The sequence below is a fragment of the Sphaerisporangium viridialbum genome, from assembly GCF_049674955.1.
Lineage (GTDB): Bacteria > Actinomycetota > Actinomycetes > Streptosporangiales > Streptosporangiaceae > Sphaerisporangium > Sphaerisporangium viridialbum.
Genome location: NZ_CP187232.1, coordinates 120,713 through 135,506, shown reverse-complemented (window position 1 = coordinate 135,506; position 14,794 = coordinate 120,713). Strand labels below are relative to the sequence as shown.

General features: G+C 70.9%; 14 protein-coding genes and 1 pseudogene. 12 read left to right on the top strand and 3 right to left on the bottom strand.

Features of this window, described 5'->3' with window-relative positions:
* Positions 1 to 14: 14 nt before the first annotated feature.
* The 5 genes from ACOZ38_RS00675 to gndA all read left to right on the top strand — a co-directional run bounded on the left by ACOZ38_RS00675 (position 15) and on the right by gndA (position 6,444).
* A complete protein-coding gene (locus ACOZ38_RS00675) occupies positions 15 to 1,037 on the top strand; it encodes a hemolysin family protein (protein WP_424527917.1) in 1,023 nt (340 codons plus the stop codon).
* Between the two features lie 104 nt (positions 1,038 to 1,141).
* On the top strand, positions 1,142 to 2,413 hold the full coding sequence (locus ACOZ38_RS00670) for an acyltransferase family protein (protein WP_424527915.1): 1,272 nt from the start codon (positions 1,142 to 1,144) through the stop codon (positions 2,411 to 2,413).
* A gap of 171 nt (positions 2,414 to 2,584) precedes the next feature.
* Positions 2,585 to 4,021 carry an LCP family protein gene (locus ACOZ38_RS00665; RefSeq protein WP_424527913.1) on the top strand — a complete coding sequence of 479 codons (1,437 nt, stop codon included), beginning with the start codon at positions 2,585 to 2,587 and terminating at the stop codon, positions 4,019 to 4,021.
* A 185-nt stretch (positions 4,022 to 4,206) separates the two neighbouring features.
* Positions 4,207 to 4,875 carry an HAD family hydrolase gene (locus tag ACOZ38_RS00660; RefSeq protein WP_424527911.1) on the top strand — a complete coding sequence of 223 codons (669 nt, stop codon included), beginning with the start codon at positions 4,207 to 4,209 and terminating at the stop codon, positions 4,873 to 4,875.
* A gap of 135 nt (positions 4,876 to 5,010) precedes the next feature.
* Positions 5,011 to 6,444, top strand: coding sequence for an NADP-dependent phosphogluconate dehydrogenase (gene gndA, locus ACOZ38_RS00655; RefSeq protein WP_424527909.1), 1,434 nt, complete (start codon positions 5,011 to 5,013; stop codon positions 6,442 to 6,444).
* Between the two features lie 38 nt (positions 6,445 to 6,482).
* Here the strand turns inward: gndA and ACOZ38_RS00650 are convergent, their stop codons facing one another.
* Positions 6,483 to 6,677, bottom strand: coding sequence for a hypothetical protein (locus tag ACOZ38_RS00650; protein ID WP_424527907.1), 195 nt, complete (start codon positions 6,675 to 6,677; stop codon positions 6,483 to 6,485).
* 273 nt (positions 6,678 to 6,950) lie between these two features.
* On the opposite strand from ACOZ38_RS00650, the pseudogene ACOZ38_RS00645 reads away from it, so the two are divergent.
* The 3 genes and pseudogenes from ACOZ38_RS00645 to ACOZ38_RS00635 form a co-directional block, all read left to right on the top strand.
* Positions 6,951 to 7,103: pseudogene (locus ACOZ38_RS00645) on the top strand (helix-turn-helix domain-containing protein); the annotation flags it as partial.
* 84 nt (positions 7,104 to 7,187) lie between these two features.
* On the top strand, positions 7,188 to 8,186 hold the full coding sequence (locus tag ACOZ38_RS00640; RefSeq protein ID WP_405152260.1) for a hypothetical protein: 999 nt from the start codon (positions 7,188 to 7,190) through the stop codon (positions 8,184 to 8,186).
* Positions 8,187 to 8,368: 182 nt separating this feature from the next.
* Positions 8,369 to 9,205 (top strand): undecaprenyl-diphosphate phosphatase, encoded by an 837-nt coding sequence (locus ACOZ38_RS00635; protein WP_424527905.1) that lies wholly within the window; start codon positions 8,369 to 8,371, stop codon positions 9,203 to 9,205.
* Here ACOZ38_RS00635 and ACOZ38_RS00630 read toward each other — a convergent pair.
* Both ACOZ38_RS00630 and ACOZ38_RS00625 read right to left on the bottom strand, forming a co-directional pair.
* Entirely contained in the window at positions 9,189 to 9,404 is a 216-nt protein-coding gene (locus ACOZ38_RS00630) for a hypothetical protein (RefSeq protein WP_424527903.1), read from the bottom strand. The two genes, ACOZ38_RS00635 and ACOZ38_RS00630, sit on opposite strands and share 17 nt — an antisense overlap.
* Positions 9,401 to 10,030 (bottom strand): hypothetical protein, encoded by a 630-nt coding sequence (locus ACOZ38_RS00625; protein WP_424527901.1) that lies wholly within the window; start codon positions 10,028 to 10,030, stop codon positions 9,401 to 9,403. The genes ACOZ38_RS00630 and ACOZ38_RS00625 overlap by 4 nt, the downstream gene beginning before the upstream one ends.
* Positions 10,031 to 10,249: 219 nt before the next feature.
* Between ACOZ38_RS00625 and ACOZ38_RS00620 the strand changes: the two genes are divergently transcribed.
* The 4 genes from ACOZ38_RS00620 to ACOZ38_RS00605 are packed head-to-tail and all read left to right on the top strand — an operon-like array spanning position 10,250 to position 14,775.
* Positions 10,250 to 11,209 carry a 3-oxoacyl-ACP synthase III family protein gene (locus ACOZ38_RS00620; RefSeq protein ID WP_405142994.1) on the top strand — a complete coding sequence of 320 codons (960 nt, stop codon included), beginning with the start codon at positions 10,250 to 10,252 and terminating at the stop codon, positions 11,207 to 11,209.
* Positions 11,210 to 11,220: 11 nt separating this feature from the next.
* On the top strand, positions 11,221 to 11,970 hold the full coding sequence (locus ACOZ38_RS00615; RefSeq protein ID WP_424527899.1) for a glycosyltransferase: 750 nt from the start codon (positions 11,221 to 11,223) through the stop codon (positions 11,968 to 11,970).
* On the top strand, positions 11,967 to 13,214 hold the full coding sequence (locus ACOZ38_RS00610; protein ID WP_424527897.1) for a cytochrome P450: 1,248 nt from the start codon (positions 11,967 to 11,969) through the stop codon (positions 13,212 to 13,214). The genes ACOZ38_RS00615 and ACOZ38_RS00610 overlap by 4 nt, the downstream gene beginning before the upstream one ends.
* Positions 13,207 to 14,775, top strand: a complete 1,569-nt coding sequence (locus ACOZ38_RS00605; RefSeq protein WP_424527895.1) for an AMP-binding protein — start codon at positions 13,207 to 13,209, stop codon at positions 14,773 to 14,775. Before ACOZ38_RS00610 ends, ACOZ38_RS00605 begins: the two co-directional genes overlap by 8 nt.
* Positions 14,776 to 14,794: the final 19 nt, after the last annotated feature.

The window sequence follows — 14,794 nt, the reverse complement described above, 5'->3', positions numbered from 1 at the left end:
CCCCGGAGGAGCAGATGAGCCTGCTGGACTTCCTCGCCATCGTGCTCCTGCTCGCGGTGAACGGGTTCTTCGTCGGCGCGGAGTTCGCGCTGATCTCCGCCCGCCGCACGCAGATCGAGCCGCTGGCCAAGGAGGGCTCCCGAAAGGCCAGGGCGGTGCTCGCGGCCATGGACGCCGTCCCCCTGATGCTCGCCGCGGCGCAGCTCGGCGTGACCCTCGCCTCGCTCGCGCTCGGAGCCGTCGGCGAGCCGGTCATCGCCCACGCCCTGGAGCCGCTGTTCTCGGCCCTCGGCCTCCCCGAGGGCCTGGTCCATCCGACCGCCTTCGCCTTCGCCCTGTTCCTCGTCGTGTCCGCGCACGTGATCATCGGCGAGATGGTGCCGAAGAACCTGTCCCTCTCCAGCCCCGACCAGGCCGCGCTGTGGCTCGTGCCGCCCCTGCGCTTCGCCGCCCGCGCCACCCGCCCGCTGCTCGTCGGGATCAACGCGATCGCCGCGGCCGTCCTGTGGGTGCTGCGGATCCCGCCGACCGAGGAGATCCGCTCGGTCTACACCTCGGACGAGATGCCCGCCCTCATCCAGGAGTCGCGCAGGCACCGGCTGCTGGAACAGGACGAGCACGACCGCATGATCGCGACCCTCGCCCTGCACGCCCGTCCCGTGGAGTCGGTCATGGTGCCGATCGGCGAGGTCGTCAGCCTGCCCGCCACGACCCGCGCGGCCGAGCTGCAGGAGAACGCCGGGCGCTACGGCCACTCGCGCTTCCCCGTACGCGGTGACGGCCCGGGCGAGCTGTCCGGTTACCTCCACGTCCTCGACGCCCTCAACGGGCACGCGGCGCACGAGCCCTTACCCGCCCGCGCCCTGCCGCACGTCCACCGCAAGGCCACCCTGGCCGACGTGCTCGCGACCATGCGCAAGCGGCGCGCCCAGCTCGCCGCGATCGTGGACGACGGCGGCGCGGTGGCCGGGGTCGTCACCCTGGACGACGTCCTCACGGGCCTCCTCCACCACGCCAGCCAGGAGTCCACGAGCTAGATCCCTTCAGCGTCCAGTGCGGCAATTGTCATCTTTCATCCAGATTCGACTAATACCGTGACTCGGTGGTTAAGGGCACGGACATCCGGGGCAGCACTGGACAAATGCATGTTGCGACCCGCTCGTCACCCTCACCGGCCTCGTCACCGTCGTCGCAAGGCGGCCGACAATCGTGGCTGGACGCTCTGCGTGGGGTCGCGGCGCTGATCGTCGTCTTCGAGCACTCGCTGGACCCCCTGCTACCGGAGATCCGCGGCTCGATCAGCCCGTGGTTCGACTTCGGGCAGTACGGCGTGCTGGTGTTCTTCCTGGTCAGCGGCTATGTCATCCCGGTCTCGCTGGAACGGCGCGGCAGCGTGCGCGGTTTCTGGATCACCCGGTTCTTCCGCCTCTACCCGCTGTGGGCGCTGGCGGCGGTGATCGGCACCGTCTTCGGCCTCGTCGGCGTCTACTCCACCCTCCCGGCGCAGACCTCCGGGCAGCCGTGGAGCGCCACGCTGGCGCACGTGACGATGCTGCAGGACCTGCTCCAGATGCCCAGCGTCGTCAACGTCTTCTGGACCCTCTCCTACGAGATGGCGTTCTACCTCCTGGTCACCGCGATGTTCGTGTTCGGCGTGCACCGGGCGAGCACGGGGACCTCGCTGACGTTCGCCGTTTGCGCGCTGGTCGCCGGCGCGCTCGTACCGGCCGGGTGGCTGACCCACGCCATGGGGGGAAGCGTGGTGGGGATCGCGGCCGTCGTGCTCCTCGGCGGGATCGCCGCCGTCCTCAGCGCGAAGCGCGACGTACGGCTCCACGGGGCCGCGGTCATCGCGGTCCTCGCCCTGGTGCTCCTCACCCTCAACAGCAGGGTGGGCGCGTGGCAGAGCCTCATCATCCTGGCGACGATGTTCGGCGGGACCGCCATCTACCGCATCGAGCGCTCACCCGCCGTGTGGGCGCATTCGCGCTGGCTGCTCGGCCTCGTGCCCGTCCTGTCGGTCGCGGCGGCGGTGTGGCTCGGGCCGGGGTGGGGCATGTCGGAGGCCGGGCAGCAGGCGTTCAAGTGGAGCTGGTCGGCCGCCGTCGTCGCGGCCTGGCTGACCTTCGCCGCCGGGCTCGCCCTTCGCCACCGCGCCGTCTCGCCCGTGCTGGTGTGGCTCGGCCTGGCGAGCTACTCCATCTACCTCCTGCACCCCCTGGTCCTGCAGGTCATCAGGAGGGTGACCAACGATCCCTCGGGGATCCCGCTCGCGACGCGGCTGGCCTGGGAGGCCGTCTTCTTCGCGACCGTGATCGCCTGCGCGGCGCTGAGCTACCGCTATGTCGAGAAACCGGCCCAGCGGGTGGGGCGCCGCCTCGCCCGCGCGGCCGGCGAGCCGACTTACCGCTGATACGCGCGATGCAATAGGAAAAATGATGACTTCCTGCGAATACCGCGACAGGGGGCCACAAATATCACCGGCATCGCTAGACTGGCTCGCGGTTCGCCGGGCGCGTGGATCCGGTGCCTGGAAGTCGGCGCGTGGCCTAGGGCCACCAGCCCTGGCCATTCCGTGGGGACAATGAACGGCGGGCTTGTCGATGTGCGCCCTGACCAGCCCGTGGACGAGTCCGCGGGCAGACCGCCCGTCAGGGCGAAGCGGCCCTGGATCGCGTGGCTGTGGTGCCTGGTCGCGGCGGTCACGGGCGTTTCCGTGGCGGGTGGCGCAACGCTGGTCGGCGCGTACACCAAGCTGAGCGGCAACATCAAGCACATCGACCTCGACACCAAGGACCTGGGCACGCGCCCGGCCAAGCTGAGCAAGGCCCTGAACGTCCTGATCGTGGGCTCCGACACGCGCGCGGGCGCCAACGTGAAGTACGGCCACAGGGAGGTCGGCGAGCGCACCGACACGATCATCCTGGCCCACGTGTCCCCCAACCACGACAACGCCCTGCTCATCAGCTTCCCGCGTGACTCGCTGGTCCAGCTGCCCAGCTGCGCGCCCAAGAACGGCCTGCCGGGACAGCGCGCCCACGTCGGCATGATCAACGAGTCGTTCAACTTCGGCGGCATCAGCTGCACCTACAAGACGATCGAGTCGCTCACCGGCATCCACATCGACCACTACGCCAAGGTGGACTTCACCGGCTTCAAGAGCATGGTGAACGCCCTCGGCGGCGTCGACATCTGCGTGCCGAAGGCGATCGACGACAAGAAGGCGATGCTGCGACTGCCCGCCGGCAAGCAGACCGTCAAGGGCGAGCAGGCGCTCGGGTACGTCCGCGCCCGCTACAGCCTCGGCGACGGCTCGGACATCGGCCGCATCCAGCGTCAGCAGATGTTCATCGCCTCGATGATCAAGAAGGCGATGAGCGGGGCCACACTGAGAGACCCCGCCAAGCTGTTCAGCTTCCTCGACGCGGCCACCAAGTCCATCACGACCGACCCCGGGCTCACCGTGGGCGTCATGACGGACCTGGCGACGAGCGCGCAGAGCCTGGCCGCCGGGGACATCCGCTTCGTCACCACGCCGTGGCGCTACTCCCTCACCCAGCCCGGACGGGTCGAGTGGGTGCAGCCGCAGGCCAAGAGGCTCTTCCAGCTCGTGGCGACCGACACGAAGATCCAGGGCTCGCACATCAAGACGGGCCGCCAGGGCAAGGTGGCGAAGTCCAAGATCGAGATCTCGGTGCAGAACGGCACCACCCGCGGCGGCCTCGGCACCCAGGTCGCCGCCGCCCTGGAGCAGCGCGGCTACACCGTCGTGAAGGTCGGCGACACGAAGCGCAAGCCGTACCCCAAGACGACGATCGGGTACGCCCCTGACGGGCAGAGCCGGGTGCCGACGCTGGCCGGCGACCTCGTGGTCTCGCGCAACGCCCCGGTCAAGAACGTCACGACGACCAGGCTGCTGCTCGTGATCGGCGACGACTGGAAGGGCCTGAAGGCCGCCCCCGTCTCCGAGGAGGAGCTCAAGGGCATCGACGCGACGCAGGACTCCTGCTCCGCCGAGTGACACCGCTCGCCATCGCTTTTCCACCGGCTGGGGATGCTTGTTGCATCCGTCCCCGCCGGGGTACGGATCCGGACATGTGTCACTTGCTCTCTGTTGTGGGGTGATCCCGCCGGCGGATCGGCGGGATCCCCAGAGCGGCATGGGGGAACGGGGCGAGTGTCCGGGCATCACAGGGACGGTGAACTATGCGACGCGGAGTGATCTTCGATATAGACGGCACCCTGGTCGACACGAACTATCTGCACGTGACCGCGTGGTGGGAGGGCTTCAGGCGGCAGGGCCGCGACGTCCTCATGGTGGACATCCATGGAGCCATCGGCCGGGCCGATCGGGACCTGATCGACTACCTGCTCCCCGACGTGTCGGACGAGGAGGCCCAGGCGATCTCCGACACGCACGCGGAGCTGTACAAGCCGCGCATCGACGAGGTGCGGCCGGTGCCGGGGGCGGGCGAGCTGCTGCAGGCACTCTCCGATCGCGGCCTGCTCGTGGTGGTCGCGACCAGCGCCCCGAAGGACGAGGCCGAGCGCCTGATAGGCATCACCGGAGGGCAGGACGCCGTCTCGGCCCTCGTGCACTCGGGCGACGTCGACAAGTCCAAGCCCCACCCCGAGCCGGTACGCCAGGCGCTCGACAAGTCGGGCCTGCCCCCCAATAATGCGATCATGGTGGGTGACAGCGTGTGGGACGCGCTGGCCGCCCGCGCGGCGAAGGTCGGATGCGTCGCCCTCCGGTCGGGCGGCATCGACACCGGATCCCTTCTGGAGGCGGGAGCCGAGGCCGTGTACAAGGACTGCCGGGACCTTCTGTACCACGTGGACGAGACACCGATCGGCCGGCTCCTCCAGAACTGACGCGGCCGGATGGCCGCGTGAGCCGGCGAGGCCACGAGAGCGACGTTGCCACACCGCAGCGTGCTCGTCCCGCCGTCCATCGAACCCGGCGGCCATCCACGGCGTATTGCTAGATCAGAAGGAGAGTGATCGGACATGGCACAGCAGGCGGTCATCGGCGTAACGGGGCTCGGGGTCATGGGCCGCAATCTCGCGCGCAACTTCGCCAGGCACGGATACCCGGTCGCCGTGCACAACCGGACGAACGCGAAGACCAAGGCGCTGATCGAGGAGTTCGGCAACGAGGGCGACTTCATCCCGGCGGAGACGCCCGAGGCCTTCGTGGCCTCGCTGGCACGGCCGCGCAAGATGGTGATCATGGTGAAGGCGGGCCAGTCGACCGACGCGGTGATCGAGGAGTTCGCGCCCCTGCTCGAACCCGGCGACATCATGGTCGACGGCGGCAACGCCCACTTCGCCGACACCCGGCGCCGCGAGAAGGCGCTCAAGGAGCTCGGCATCCACTTCGTCGGGGTCGGCATCTCGGGTGGCGAGCAGGGCGCGCTCGAAGGCCCGAGCATCATGCCCGGCGGCTCGCGCGAGGCGTACAAGTCGCTGGGCCCGATCCTGGAGGACATCGCGGCCAAGGTGGACGGCGTGCCGTGCTGCACGTACGTCGGCCCCGACGGCGCCGGACATTTCGTGAAAATGGTGCACAACGGCATCGAGTACGCCGACATGCAGCTCATCGCCGAGGCCTACGACCTGCTCCGCAAGGGCGTGCGCATGTCGCCCGCCGAGATCGCGGAGGCGTTCCGCACCTGGAACAGGGGACGGCTGGAGTCGTACCTCATCGAGATCACCGCCGAGGTGCTCTCGCACATGGACCCCACCACGGGCAAGCCGTTCGTCGACGTGGTGCTCGACCAGGCGGAGCAGAAGGGCACCGGCCGGTGGACCGTGCAGGCGGCCCTCGACCTCGGAGTGCCGGTCACCGGCATCGCCGAGGCGGTCTTCGCCCGTTCCCTCTCCGGCCACGTCGAAATGCGGAAGGCGGCGCGCATCCTGCCCGGTCCCACCGGCGGCGGCCTGGAGTCCTCCTTCGCCGACGACGTGGAGCAGGCGCTGTACGCCTCGAAGGTCGTCGCCTACGCGCAGGGCTTCAACGAGATCCAGGCTGGCAGCGCGGAGTACGGCTGGAACATCGACCTCGGCGCGATGGCCACCATCTGGCGTGGCGGCTGCATCATCCGGGCCCGCTTCCTCGACCGCATCCGCGCGGCCTACGAGGCGGACCCGAACGCCCCCACGCTGCTGTCCGACGTCCACTTCGCGGCCGAGATGGGGCAGGCCCAGGACGGGTGGCGCGACGTGGTCGTCGCCGCTATCAGGCGGGGCATCCCCGCCCCCGGCTTCTCCAGCTCGCTCGCGTACTACGACGCGCTGCGCGCCGAGCGGCTCCCCGCGGCCCTGATCCAGGCGCAACGCGACTACTTCGGCGCCCACACCTACCGCAGGGTCGACCGCCAGGGCGTCTACCACACCCACTGGGAGCTCACCGGCCACCCCGAGACCCGCGTCGACGTCTGACTCCGCTCGAAGCCGTCGGCGTCCGCGGGGAAGGATCCTCAGGACGCCGACCGGGCGCGCTGCTCCTGCTCGGCGATCAGCTCGGCGAGGGTGGTCTCGTCGTCGGCGTCCACCGTCCGCCACACTCCCGCGGCCTCGACCTCGTCGTCGAACCGCAGCCGGGTGGCCCAGAAGCGGCCGGTGTCCGACCGGAAGACCATCCACCCGGACGCGTCCAGCTGAGCGGGGTTCATCGTGCCTCCTGCTGACGGTGCCCGGATAACGGCGGAAGTGGGCCGGCATACCGGCTGACGGGAAAGGCTGTGGGCTCGCGCACTGACCGGACCTCGGTTTCCGAATCTCAAAAGACCCACAAGGCACGTCAAACGCCCTTTTGGGTCAGCCAGTTATGGCGTCATCGGTCTGCGCGAGTTACTTCCGCGCTACGGTCAGTGTGAAGGGCCGATGACTCGGTGTCACCGTTGCCATGGTGCCGCACCGTCATTGCCGCAACACGTGGAGTGACCATGACCATCGGCGAGGATCTGCGCGCCGCCCGCCAGCGTGCGGGCCTCAGCTTGGGGCAGCTCGCGCTGATATCGGGGGTTTCCGCAGGTCACCTCAGCCGGGTCGAGCGGGGTGACCGCGAGGTCACCCCCACGTTAATACGGCATTACGAGATCGCCTTAGGCACGGTCACTGTTCCTTTTGCCGCAACGGGAATGCCCGATGTCCGCCCCCCCGAAGTGGGTACCGTCGATGACATGAAGCGGCGAGGCCTACTCTCAGTCATCGCGGCGGCGTCCGTGGGGGTCGCCACGGGTGAGCCCTTGACCCGTCTGCTCGAAGGTCTTGGCACCGAGGCTCCGGCCCAGGTGGGGTTACCCGAGGTGCAGGCCGTCGAGGCCGCCGCCGACCTCTACATGCGCATGGACCTCGCCCGCGGGGGCACCGCGGCGATCGCGATGGCCCGCGGATCCCTCGAGTGGGCGGTGAAGTTACAAGACCGCCCCATGTCCGAGCCCACGCGCGAGCGGCTCTGTTCGGCCATCGGGCTGCTCGCCGACCGCGTGGGCTGGGCGACGTACGACCAGGGCCAGATGGAGCGGGCGGCGAGGCTCCTCACCTTCGCGCTCGACTCGGCGGCGCGCGGCGCCGACCGCGACCTGCGGGCGCACACCATGCTCGATCTGTCCGTCGCCTTCGCCGACATGGGCAGGCCGCGCGACGGCGTCGAGATCCTCCGCCTCGCGCTCGGGGACGAGCGCATCTCCAGCGCCGAGCGCGCCAACGTCCACGCCGTGGCCGCCCGCCACTGCGCCGCGGCGGGCGACCGGCCGGGCGGGCTGCGGCACATCGGCCTGGCCGAGGAGGCGCTGGCTCGCGAGGAGCCGGCGGTGGCACCCGACTGGGCACGCCACATCACGGTCTCCCCCGGCCACCACGACAGCGCGCTGGGGCTGGCGCTGTTCCAGCTCGGCGACGACGAGCGAGCGCGCGAGCGGCTGGCCTCGGCCCTCGACAGGCTCGGCGAGAGCCGCACCCGCACCGGGCTGCGCTGCCTCACCCGCCTCGCGGTGCTCCGCATCCGCGAAGGCGACCGCGACACCGGCACCGAGCAGGCGCGGCGCGCGGTCATGCTGGCCGAAGGCGTGCACTCCACCCGGGTCACCAGAGACCTCCGCATGATGATCGACGGCGTCCGCCAGTGCGGCATGCACGAGCTGGCCCGTGAGCTGACCGGCTCCCTGACCCCCGCCTGAGCCCTCCGCCGTGGGCATCAGCCCTTCCCGTCCGATGCGGGGATCTCCCCGTGTGCCTCTGATGACGGATCGGCCGTTCGGCCTAGTACCGTGATGCCCGATTTCGGCTAGCCTCGCCTGGTCCCCGCCAACGCGGCCGCGCGGCCTGGTCGCACCGCGCCCACGCGGCCCTCCCCCGGAAGGTGCGTTCATTGATCGGCTGGTTCGAGGCGTTCGTGCTCGGTCTGGTGCAAGGGCTGACGGAGTTCCTGCCCGTCTCCTCCAGCGCGCACATCAGAGTGGTCTCCGCCTTCTTCGGCTGGAGGGACCCGGGTGCCGCCTTCACCGCCGTCATCCAGCTGGGCACCGAGACCGCCGTCCTGATCTACTTCCGCAAGCGCATCTGGGACATCGTCTCCACCTGGACGCGCTCGCTGTGGACCCCCGGCCTGCGGCAGGAGCCGGCCGCGCGCATGGGGTGGTACGTCATCGCGGGCAGCATCCCCATCGGCGTGCTCGGCCTCGCGTTCAAGGACCAGATCGAGACGACCGTGCGCGACCTGCGCCTGATCGGCGCCTGCCTGATCGTCTTCGGCCTGCTGCTCGCCCTCGCCGACCGCATGGCCCGCAACGAGCTGACCCTGAACAAGAACCTCAACCTGCCGCACGCCCTGACGTACGGCCTGGCCCAGGCGCTGGCCCTCATCCCCGGCGTCTCCCGGTCCGGCGGTACGACCGGCGCCGGCCTCCTGCTCGGCTACCGGCGCGAGGAGGCCGCGGAGTACTCCTTCCTGCTGGCCATCCCGGCCGTGCTGATGTCGGGCGTGCTGGAGCTGTTCAAGATCGGCGACGACCAGGCGCCCGACTGGGGACCGACGATTCTCGCCACCATCGTGTCGTTCGCCGTCGGGTACGCGGCCATCGCCTGGTTCCTGCGGTACATCAGCACGCACCGCTTCACACCGTTCATCGTCTACCGGGTGATCCTCGGCGCCGTCGTCATCCTCGCCGTGAGCCTCGACCTCATCCCGGCGAGCTAGCATCCTCCGCCGCGTCCGCCTCCACCGTCGCCGCGTCGCGAGCCAGTGCGCCGTACGCGGCGACGACGGCGGCGGTCATCGTCACCAGCGGCAGCACCAGCAACCCCGCCTTCAAGGGCACCAGCGGGATCACGAAGACGAGCGGCACCGTGAGGGTCACCCAGAATCCCGGCGCGCGGAAGATCTTCATGCGGCTCACCACGGCTCCATGAACGTGTACCAGGGCCCTTCGAGGTGCTCGTACCGGACGCGGTCGTAGCCGTCCTCGCCCGGCCCGGGCTCGCCTTTGGGACTCCAGGCGATCCCGTAACCGTCGAGGAAGCCGGTGCCCTCGATGTCGAACAGGATTCCTCCCCCCAAACGCTGCACGTTGTCGACCGGGAACAGCCCGACCCACCTCGAATCCCGCAGCCCGGGCTCCGTTCCCGAAGCCACCGCCTGGGCGAGCCGCGTGAAATGCGGCTCGGAGAACGCGAACCGGGCCCGGAACGGCATGTCGAGCACGACAAGACCCGCGACCAGCGCCCCGGCGATCGGCACCGCGATCCACCTGGCCCAGTGCCGGCGGAGCCCCGGCCGGCCGTCCCGCCGCAGCGCCGCGACCACGAAGCGGGGAATCCAGACGATCCCGAGCACATAGGTGGCCGCCATCGCGGCCACCATCTCCAGGAAGTAACCGCCGGGCGCGCTGAAGGCGTACAGGGTCAGCGATCCCGTGACCGCCGTGGCGCCGAGAAGCAACGCGCCGGGAGAGCCCGTCAACGCACGGACCAGCACAGGTCTCCGCCGGACGCCGGAGACCTGCTCAGCGGGTGGTTCGGTCACAGATGTCCTCCTGGACGCTCGGCCTTGGCCATCTGTCTCCATCGCCTCGCGCTTGATTTTTCATGATTTAGGCAGTTAGAACCGCCGAAAAGCCGAGATCACTGAAGCATGCCCCCACGGCAACGGCAAGGGCCCGCCTGGAATTCGAGGAATGGCGAAACAGATTTCGGTATATTGCCGACTGCGGGGGAGATTCTTTTACATAAACGGAGGGGCGCGATGAAGGCCCGTATCTCGGGCGTCGCGACGTACTTGCCCGAACGCACTCTGACCAGTGGCGAGGTGGAGGCGCGGATCGAGGGCTACGTCCCCTACCACGGCGTCATCGAGCGCATGACGGGCATCGCGCGACGACATGTCGCGGCGGACGACCAGCAGGCCTCCGACCTCGCGGTGGCGGCCGCGCGGAAGCTGGACCACGGCGACGCCGACCTGCTCATCTTCGCGTCCGCGTCGCAGGACATGGTCGAGCCCGCGACCGCGCACATCGTCGCCGCGAAGCTGGGCGTGTCGTGCCCGGTGTTCGACGTCAAGAATGCCTGCAACAGCCTGCTCAACGGCATCCAGGTCGCCGAGGCGCTCGTGCGCACCGGCGGCCACCGCAAGGTGCTGGTCTGCACGGGCGAGGTGCCGTCCCGCGCCGTCCGCTGGCGGGTGGCCGACCGCGCGCAGTTCGTGGACGCCTTCGCGGGCTACACGCTCTCGGACGCGGGGGCCGCGGTGCTGGTCACCGCCGACCTGGAACGTGGCATCTTCTATCGCGACTTCTCGGCGGATTCCACGGCATGGGCGATCGGCACCCTCCCCGGCGGCGGCTCCGCCCACCCGCGCGACCCCGAGTACTCCTACTTCCGCGGCGACGGGCGGCGGCTGAGGGAGGCCTTCGAGCTGATCGGTCCGGACATCTTCCTGGACGCCCTCAAGCGCACCCGCCTGACCTGGGACGACTTCGCGCTCGTGGCCGTGCACCAGGTGGCCCTGCCCTACCTTGAGGCGCTGACGCGGATCCTCGGCATCCCCGAGGACCGCCTGGTCGTGACGCTGCCCGAGCACGGCAACTGCGCCTCGGCGACCCTTCCCCTCCAACTGGTCGCCGGAGGCGCCGGGCCCGGCGACCGGGTCGCCCTGCTCGGCCTGGGTGGCGGCATCAGCCTCGGCGTGCTGTTCGCGGACCTGTGACGGGCGCCGGCATGGACCTGTGGGTGATCGTCCCCGCCTACAACGAGGCCAGGGGCATCGAGGCGACGCTGCGCGCCCTGGACGCGCAGGACGACCCCGGCTTCACGCTGGTGGTCGTCGACAACATGAGCACGGACGGCACCGCCGACGTCGTGCGGTCCTACGCGACGTCGTCGCCCATGAAGATCGAGGTCGTCCAGGAGGCGCGCAAGGGCACGGGCGCCGCCTCCGACACCGGGATGCGGCATGCCATCGCCCGCGGGGCCACCCACCTCGCCAGGACGGACGCCGACTGCGTGCCACGCCGCGACTGGGTGCGGGGAATGAAGCGGGGCTTCGGCGACGGCCTTGAGATGGTCGGCGGCCGGCTCCGCCCGCGTACGGACGAGTTCCGGCTCAAGATGTGGGAGCGCCGGCTCATCCCGTTCGTCGTCGGCGTCGCGGCGGCGTTCGGGCGCTTCAGGCCGGGCAACCGCGACCCCGCCTACCTCGGGCCGTACGTCATGATGCCCGGTGCCACCGTCGGGATCACCTCCGCGCTGTACGAGCGGGCGGGCGGGTTCCCGCGCACGGCGATCGAGGAGGTCCACGAGGACCGCGCCCTGGTCAACCGGGTGCGCAAGCTGACCCCGGCGTACGGCTCGCGCCGGGACGTGGTCGTCTACGGCTCGGTGCGTCGGCTACGCGCGTACGGGCTGGCGGGCACGCTGGCCTGGTACGCCGACCATCACTACCGTCCCGACGTCGTCGACGTCCGATGACCGCGCGCCACGAGACCCGGCTCTACCTGGCCGCCCATCCGGTCGTGTACCCGCTGATGCGGCTGCTCGCCCGGCTCGGCCCGGTCGTACGGGTGCCCGGCGTCGGAGTGGTGGTCAACGACGCCGCCACCGCCCGCGAGGTACTCATGGACGAGCGCTTCCGCAAGGACGGCCCCGGCTCGCCCGGCGACCTCTGGACCCCCGTGCTCGGGCCGTCCGTGCTGCTCAACATGGAAGGCGAGGCCCACGCAGCGCTGCGGCGCAAGCTGGCGCCCCTGTTCACCCCGGCACAGGTCGCCTCGCTGGTGTCCGGCGTGCTGGAGGCCCCGCTGGCCGGCCTCTCGGCACGGCTGGCGCGCGGCGAGACGGTCGACCTCGTGGACGAGATGCGGCTGATGGCGGGCGCGGTGATCTGCCGGTTGATCGGCATGGGCGAGGTGGCCCCCGAAAACGCCAGGTCGCTGTTCGCCGACGGCGAGCGCATCGTGTCCATGGTGTCGCTGCGCTCCCGCCGGCTCTCCGAGCGGCAGATCGCGGCCGCCCGCCAGGTCCTCGACCGGATCGGCGACATCGCCGTGGCGGCGTACGAGAGAGGTGACGAGTCCACGGTCATGGGCCGCATGCGGGCGCTCGGGCTGTCCGCCGCCGAGGCGCGCGGGGCGGCGGGGGCGTTCTTCCTGACCGGCACCGAGACGGTGGCCACGTTCGTCCCGAGGCTGGTCGCGCTGCTGCACGACACCGGGTCGCGGGTCGAGGGCCCCGTCGTCGCGCTGCTGCACGGCACCGGGCCGCGGGTGGAGGGCACCGGCGAGCTGGACCGGGCGATCGAGGAGGCCATGCGGGTCACCACCCCTACCCCGGTGATGCTGCGCTCGGTGGCCGCCCCGGCGCGCGTCGGCGGGGTGGCCGTGCGTCCGGGCGACCGCATCGTGATCGCGACGCACAACTGCGCCCGTGCGTACGGCCCCTTCGACCTTTCCGCGAAGCACCCTCCCGAGCTGCGGCGGCTGTGGTTCGGCGCCGGACCGCACTTCTGCATCGGGTACCCGTTGGCGCTGGCCGAGATCCGCGCCGTGGCCGGGGTCGTGCTGTCCCATGACGTCCGCGTCGTACGGCGCAGCGCGGCCCGAGGAGTTCTCATCCCCACTTATGCACACCTGTGGATAACTTCCGGAGCACGGCGCGATCCGACCCGGGCCGGAGAGGGATCAAAAGCGCGGAAGGGTTCGGAAGCGGATGGGTGACGTCATCACCGGGGTCCTGGACGCCGCCGAGCGCGAGCCGCGACGCGTCGCGGTCATCGACGGGCGCGGCCGGGAGCTGACGTACGGGGAGCTGCGCCGCCGCGTCGAGGCCGTCGCGGGAGCCATGACGGGCCTGCGGCCGGGCGACGGAGTGCTCTTCGCGGTACGGCCCGGCCCCGACGCCGTCACGCTGGCCCTCGGGGCCGTCGCCGCCGGAGGGATGCTCGTCCTCGCCGATCCCGGCCTCGCGCCCGACGTCGCCGCCGCCCGGATCGCCCTGACGGAGCCCGCCTGGGTGGTCGCCGACTCGCTGGTCTACGCCCTGAGCGGGCCGCTGCGCGCGGTGGCCCGGCGTCGCGGCCTGGTCCTCCCGCACCTGCGCGATCCGCTGCCCGGCCGTCCGGTGCGCCACCTGTACGCGGGTCCCTGGCTGCCGGGCGTCCCCCGGGGAGCCGTACGGCTGCGCACCCTGCGACCTGGGGGGACCCCGGCGTCGCCGGACCAGGGGACGCCTCTCTCCGGACCCGCCGGGAAGGCCCGCGGGCGTCCGCCGGTCACAGGGAAGGCCGGGGAAGGCGCGAGGACGGCCCAGCCGGCCGTGGTCGCGTTCACCTCGGGAACGACCGGACGGCCGCGCGGGGTCGTCCACACCCGTGGATCGCTGGCCGAAGGCTCGGCCCTGCTCCGCGGGGCGATCCCGCTGTCTCCGGGCGACGTCGTCCACACCGACCAGCTCATGCTGGGCCTCCCGGCCCTGATGGCGGGCGCCACCTGGTCACTGCCCGGATCCCGCCCGTTCGCCGAGGAGCTGGCCGCGCGCGAGGCCACCCACGCCTTCTGCGTGCCCGTAAGACTGGACACGATCCTCCGTGAGACGCCCACGCTCCCGGACACGCTGCGATGTCTCCTCCTGGGTACGGCCCCCTCCCCACCCGCCGTCCTGCGACGGGCACGCGCCGCCGCGCCCCGGGCCGAGATCTGGTCCGTGTACGCGATGACCGAGGCCCTGCCGATCGCCCTCGCCTCGGCGGAGGAGAAACTGGCCGTCCAGGAAGGGGACCTGCTGGGCGCACCGCTGCCCGGCGTGACCGTCCGCATCGGCGACGACGGCGAGCTGTTCGTCTCGGGGCCCCAGCTCGCCCGGGGGTACCTCGGCGAGCCGCCGCTGGCGGAGGTCGCCACGGGAGACCTCGCCCGCCTGGACGAGCACGGCCGCCTGGTCCTGCTGGGCCGCAAGAAGGACATGATCCTTCGGGACGGGGTGAACATCTACCCCGGGCTGTACGAACCGGCCGTGGCCGCGCTTCCCGGTGTGGCCGAGGCCGCCGTCATCGGCATCCCCGACGCGGAGACCGGCGACGAGGAGGTCGTGCTGGCCGTGCTCGCCGACCAGGGCTTCGATCTGGCACGGCTGCGCAGGAGCCTTCCGCGGATCGTGGACGTGGGCGCGCTTCCCGACCGGATCGAGGTCGTCGAGACGTTCCCGCGCGGCGGCCGTACGGACAAGCTCGACCGCGCGCGTCTCCGCGCCACCCTCGCCGCGATGGGGACGTCGCGATGAGTGTCTTCGTGACGCGTGC

Coding starts and splice junctions, on each gene's coding strand:
- ACOZ38_RS00610 (WP_424527897.1), top strand. CDS start 11,967: ATGACCGCGCGCCACGAGACCCGGCTCTACCTGGCCGCCCATCCGGTC.
- ACOZ38_RS00660 (WP_424527911.1), top strand. CDS start 4,207: ATGCGACGCGGAGTGATCTTCGATATAGACGGCACCCTGGTCGACACG.
- ACOZ38_RS00620 (WP_405142994.1), top strand. CDS start 10,250: ATGAAGGCCCGTATCTCGGGCGTCGCGACGTACTTGCCCGAACGCACT.
- ACOZ38_RS00670 (WP_424527915.1), top strand. CDS start 1,142: ATGCATGTTGCGACCCGCTCGTCACCCTCACCGGCCTCGTCACCGTCG.
- gndA (WP_424527909.1), top strand. CDS start 5,011: ATGGCACAGCAGGCGGTCATCGGCGTAACGGGGCTCGGGGTCATGGGC.
- ACOZ38_RS00650 (WP_424527907.1), bottom strand. CDS start 6,677: ATGAACCCCGCTCAGCTGGACGCGTCCGGGTGGATGGTCTTCCGGTCG.
- ACOZ38_RS00675 (WP_424527917.1), top strand. CDS start 15: ATGAGCCTGCTGGACTTCCTCGCCATCGTGCTCCTGCTCGCGGTGAAC.
- ACOZ38_RS00615 (WP_424527899.1), top strand. CDS start 11,221: ATGGACCTGTGGGTGATCGTCCCCGCCTACAACGAGGCCAGGGGCATC.
- ACOZ38_RS00665 (WP_424527913.1), top strand. CDS start 2,585: ATGAACGGCGGGCTTGTCGATGTGCGCCCTGACCAGCCCGTGGACGAG.
- ACOZ38_RS00605 (WP_424527895.1), top strand. CDS start 13,207: ATGGGTGACGTCATCACCGGGGTCCTGGACGCCGCCGAGCGCGAGCCG.
- ACOZ38_RS00640 (WP_405152260.1), top strand. CDS start 7,188: ATGAAGCGGCGAGGCCTACTCTCAGTCATCGCGGCGGCGTCCGTGGGG.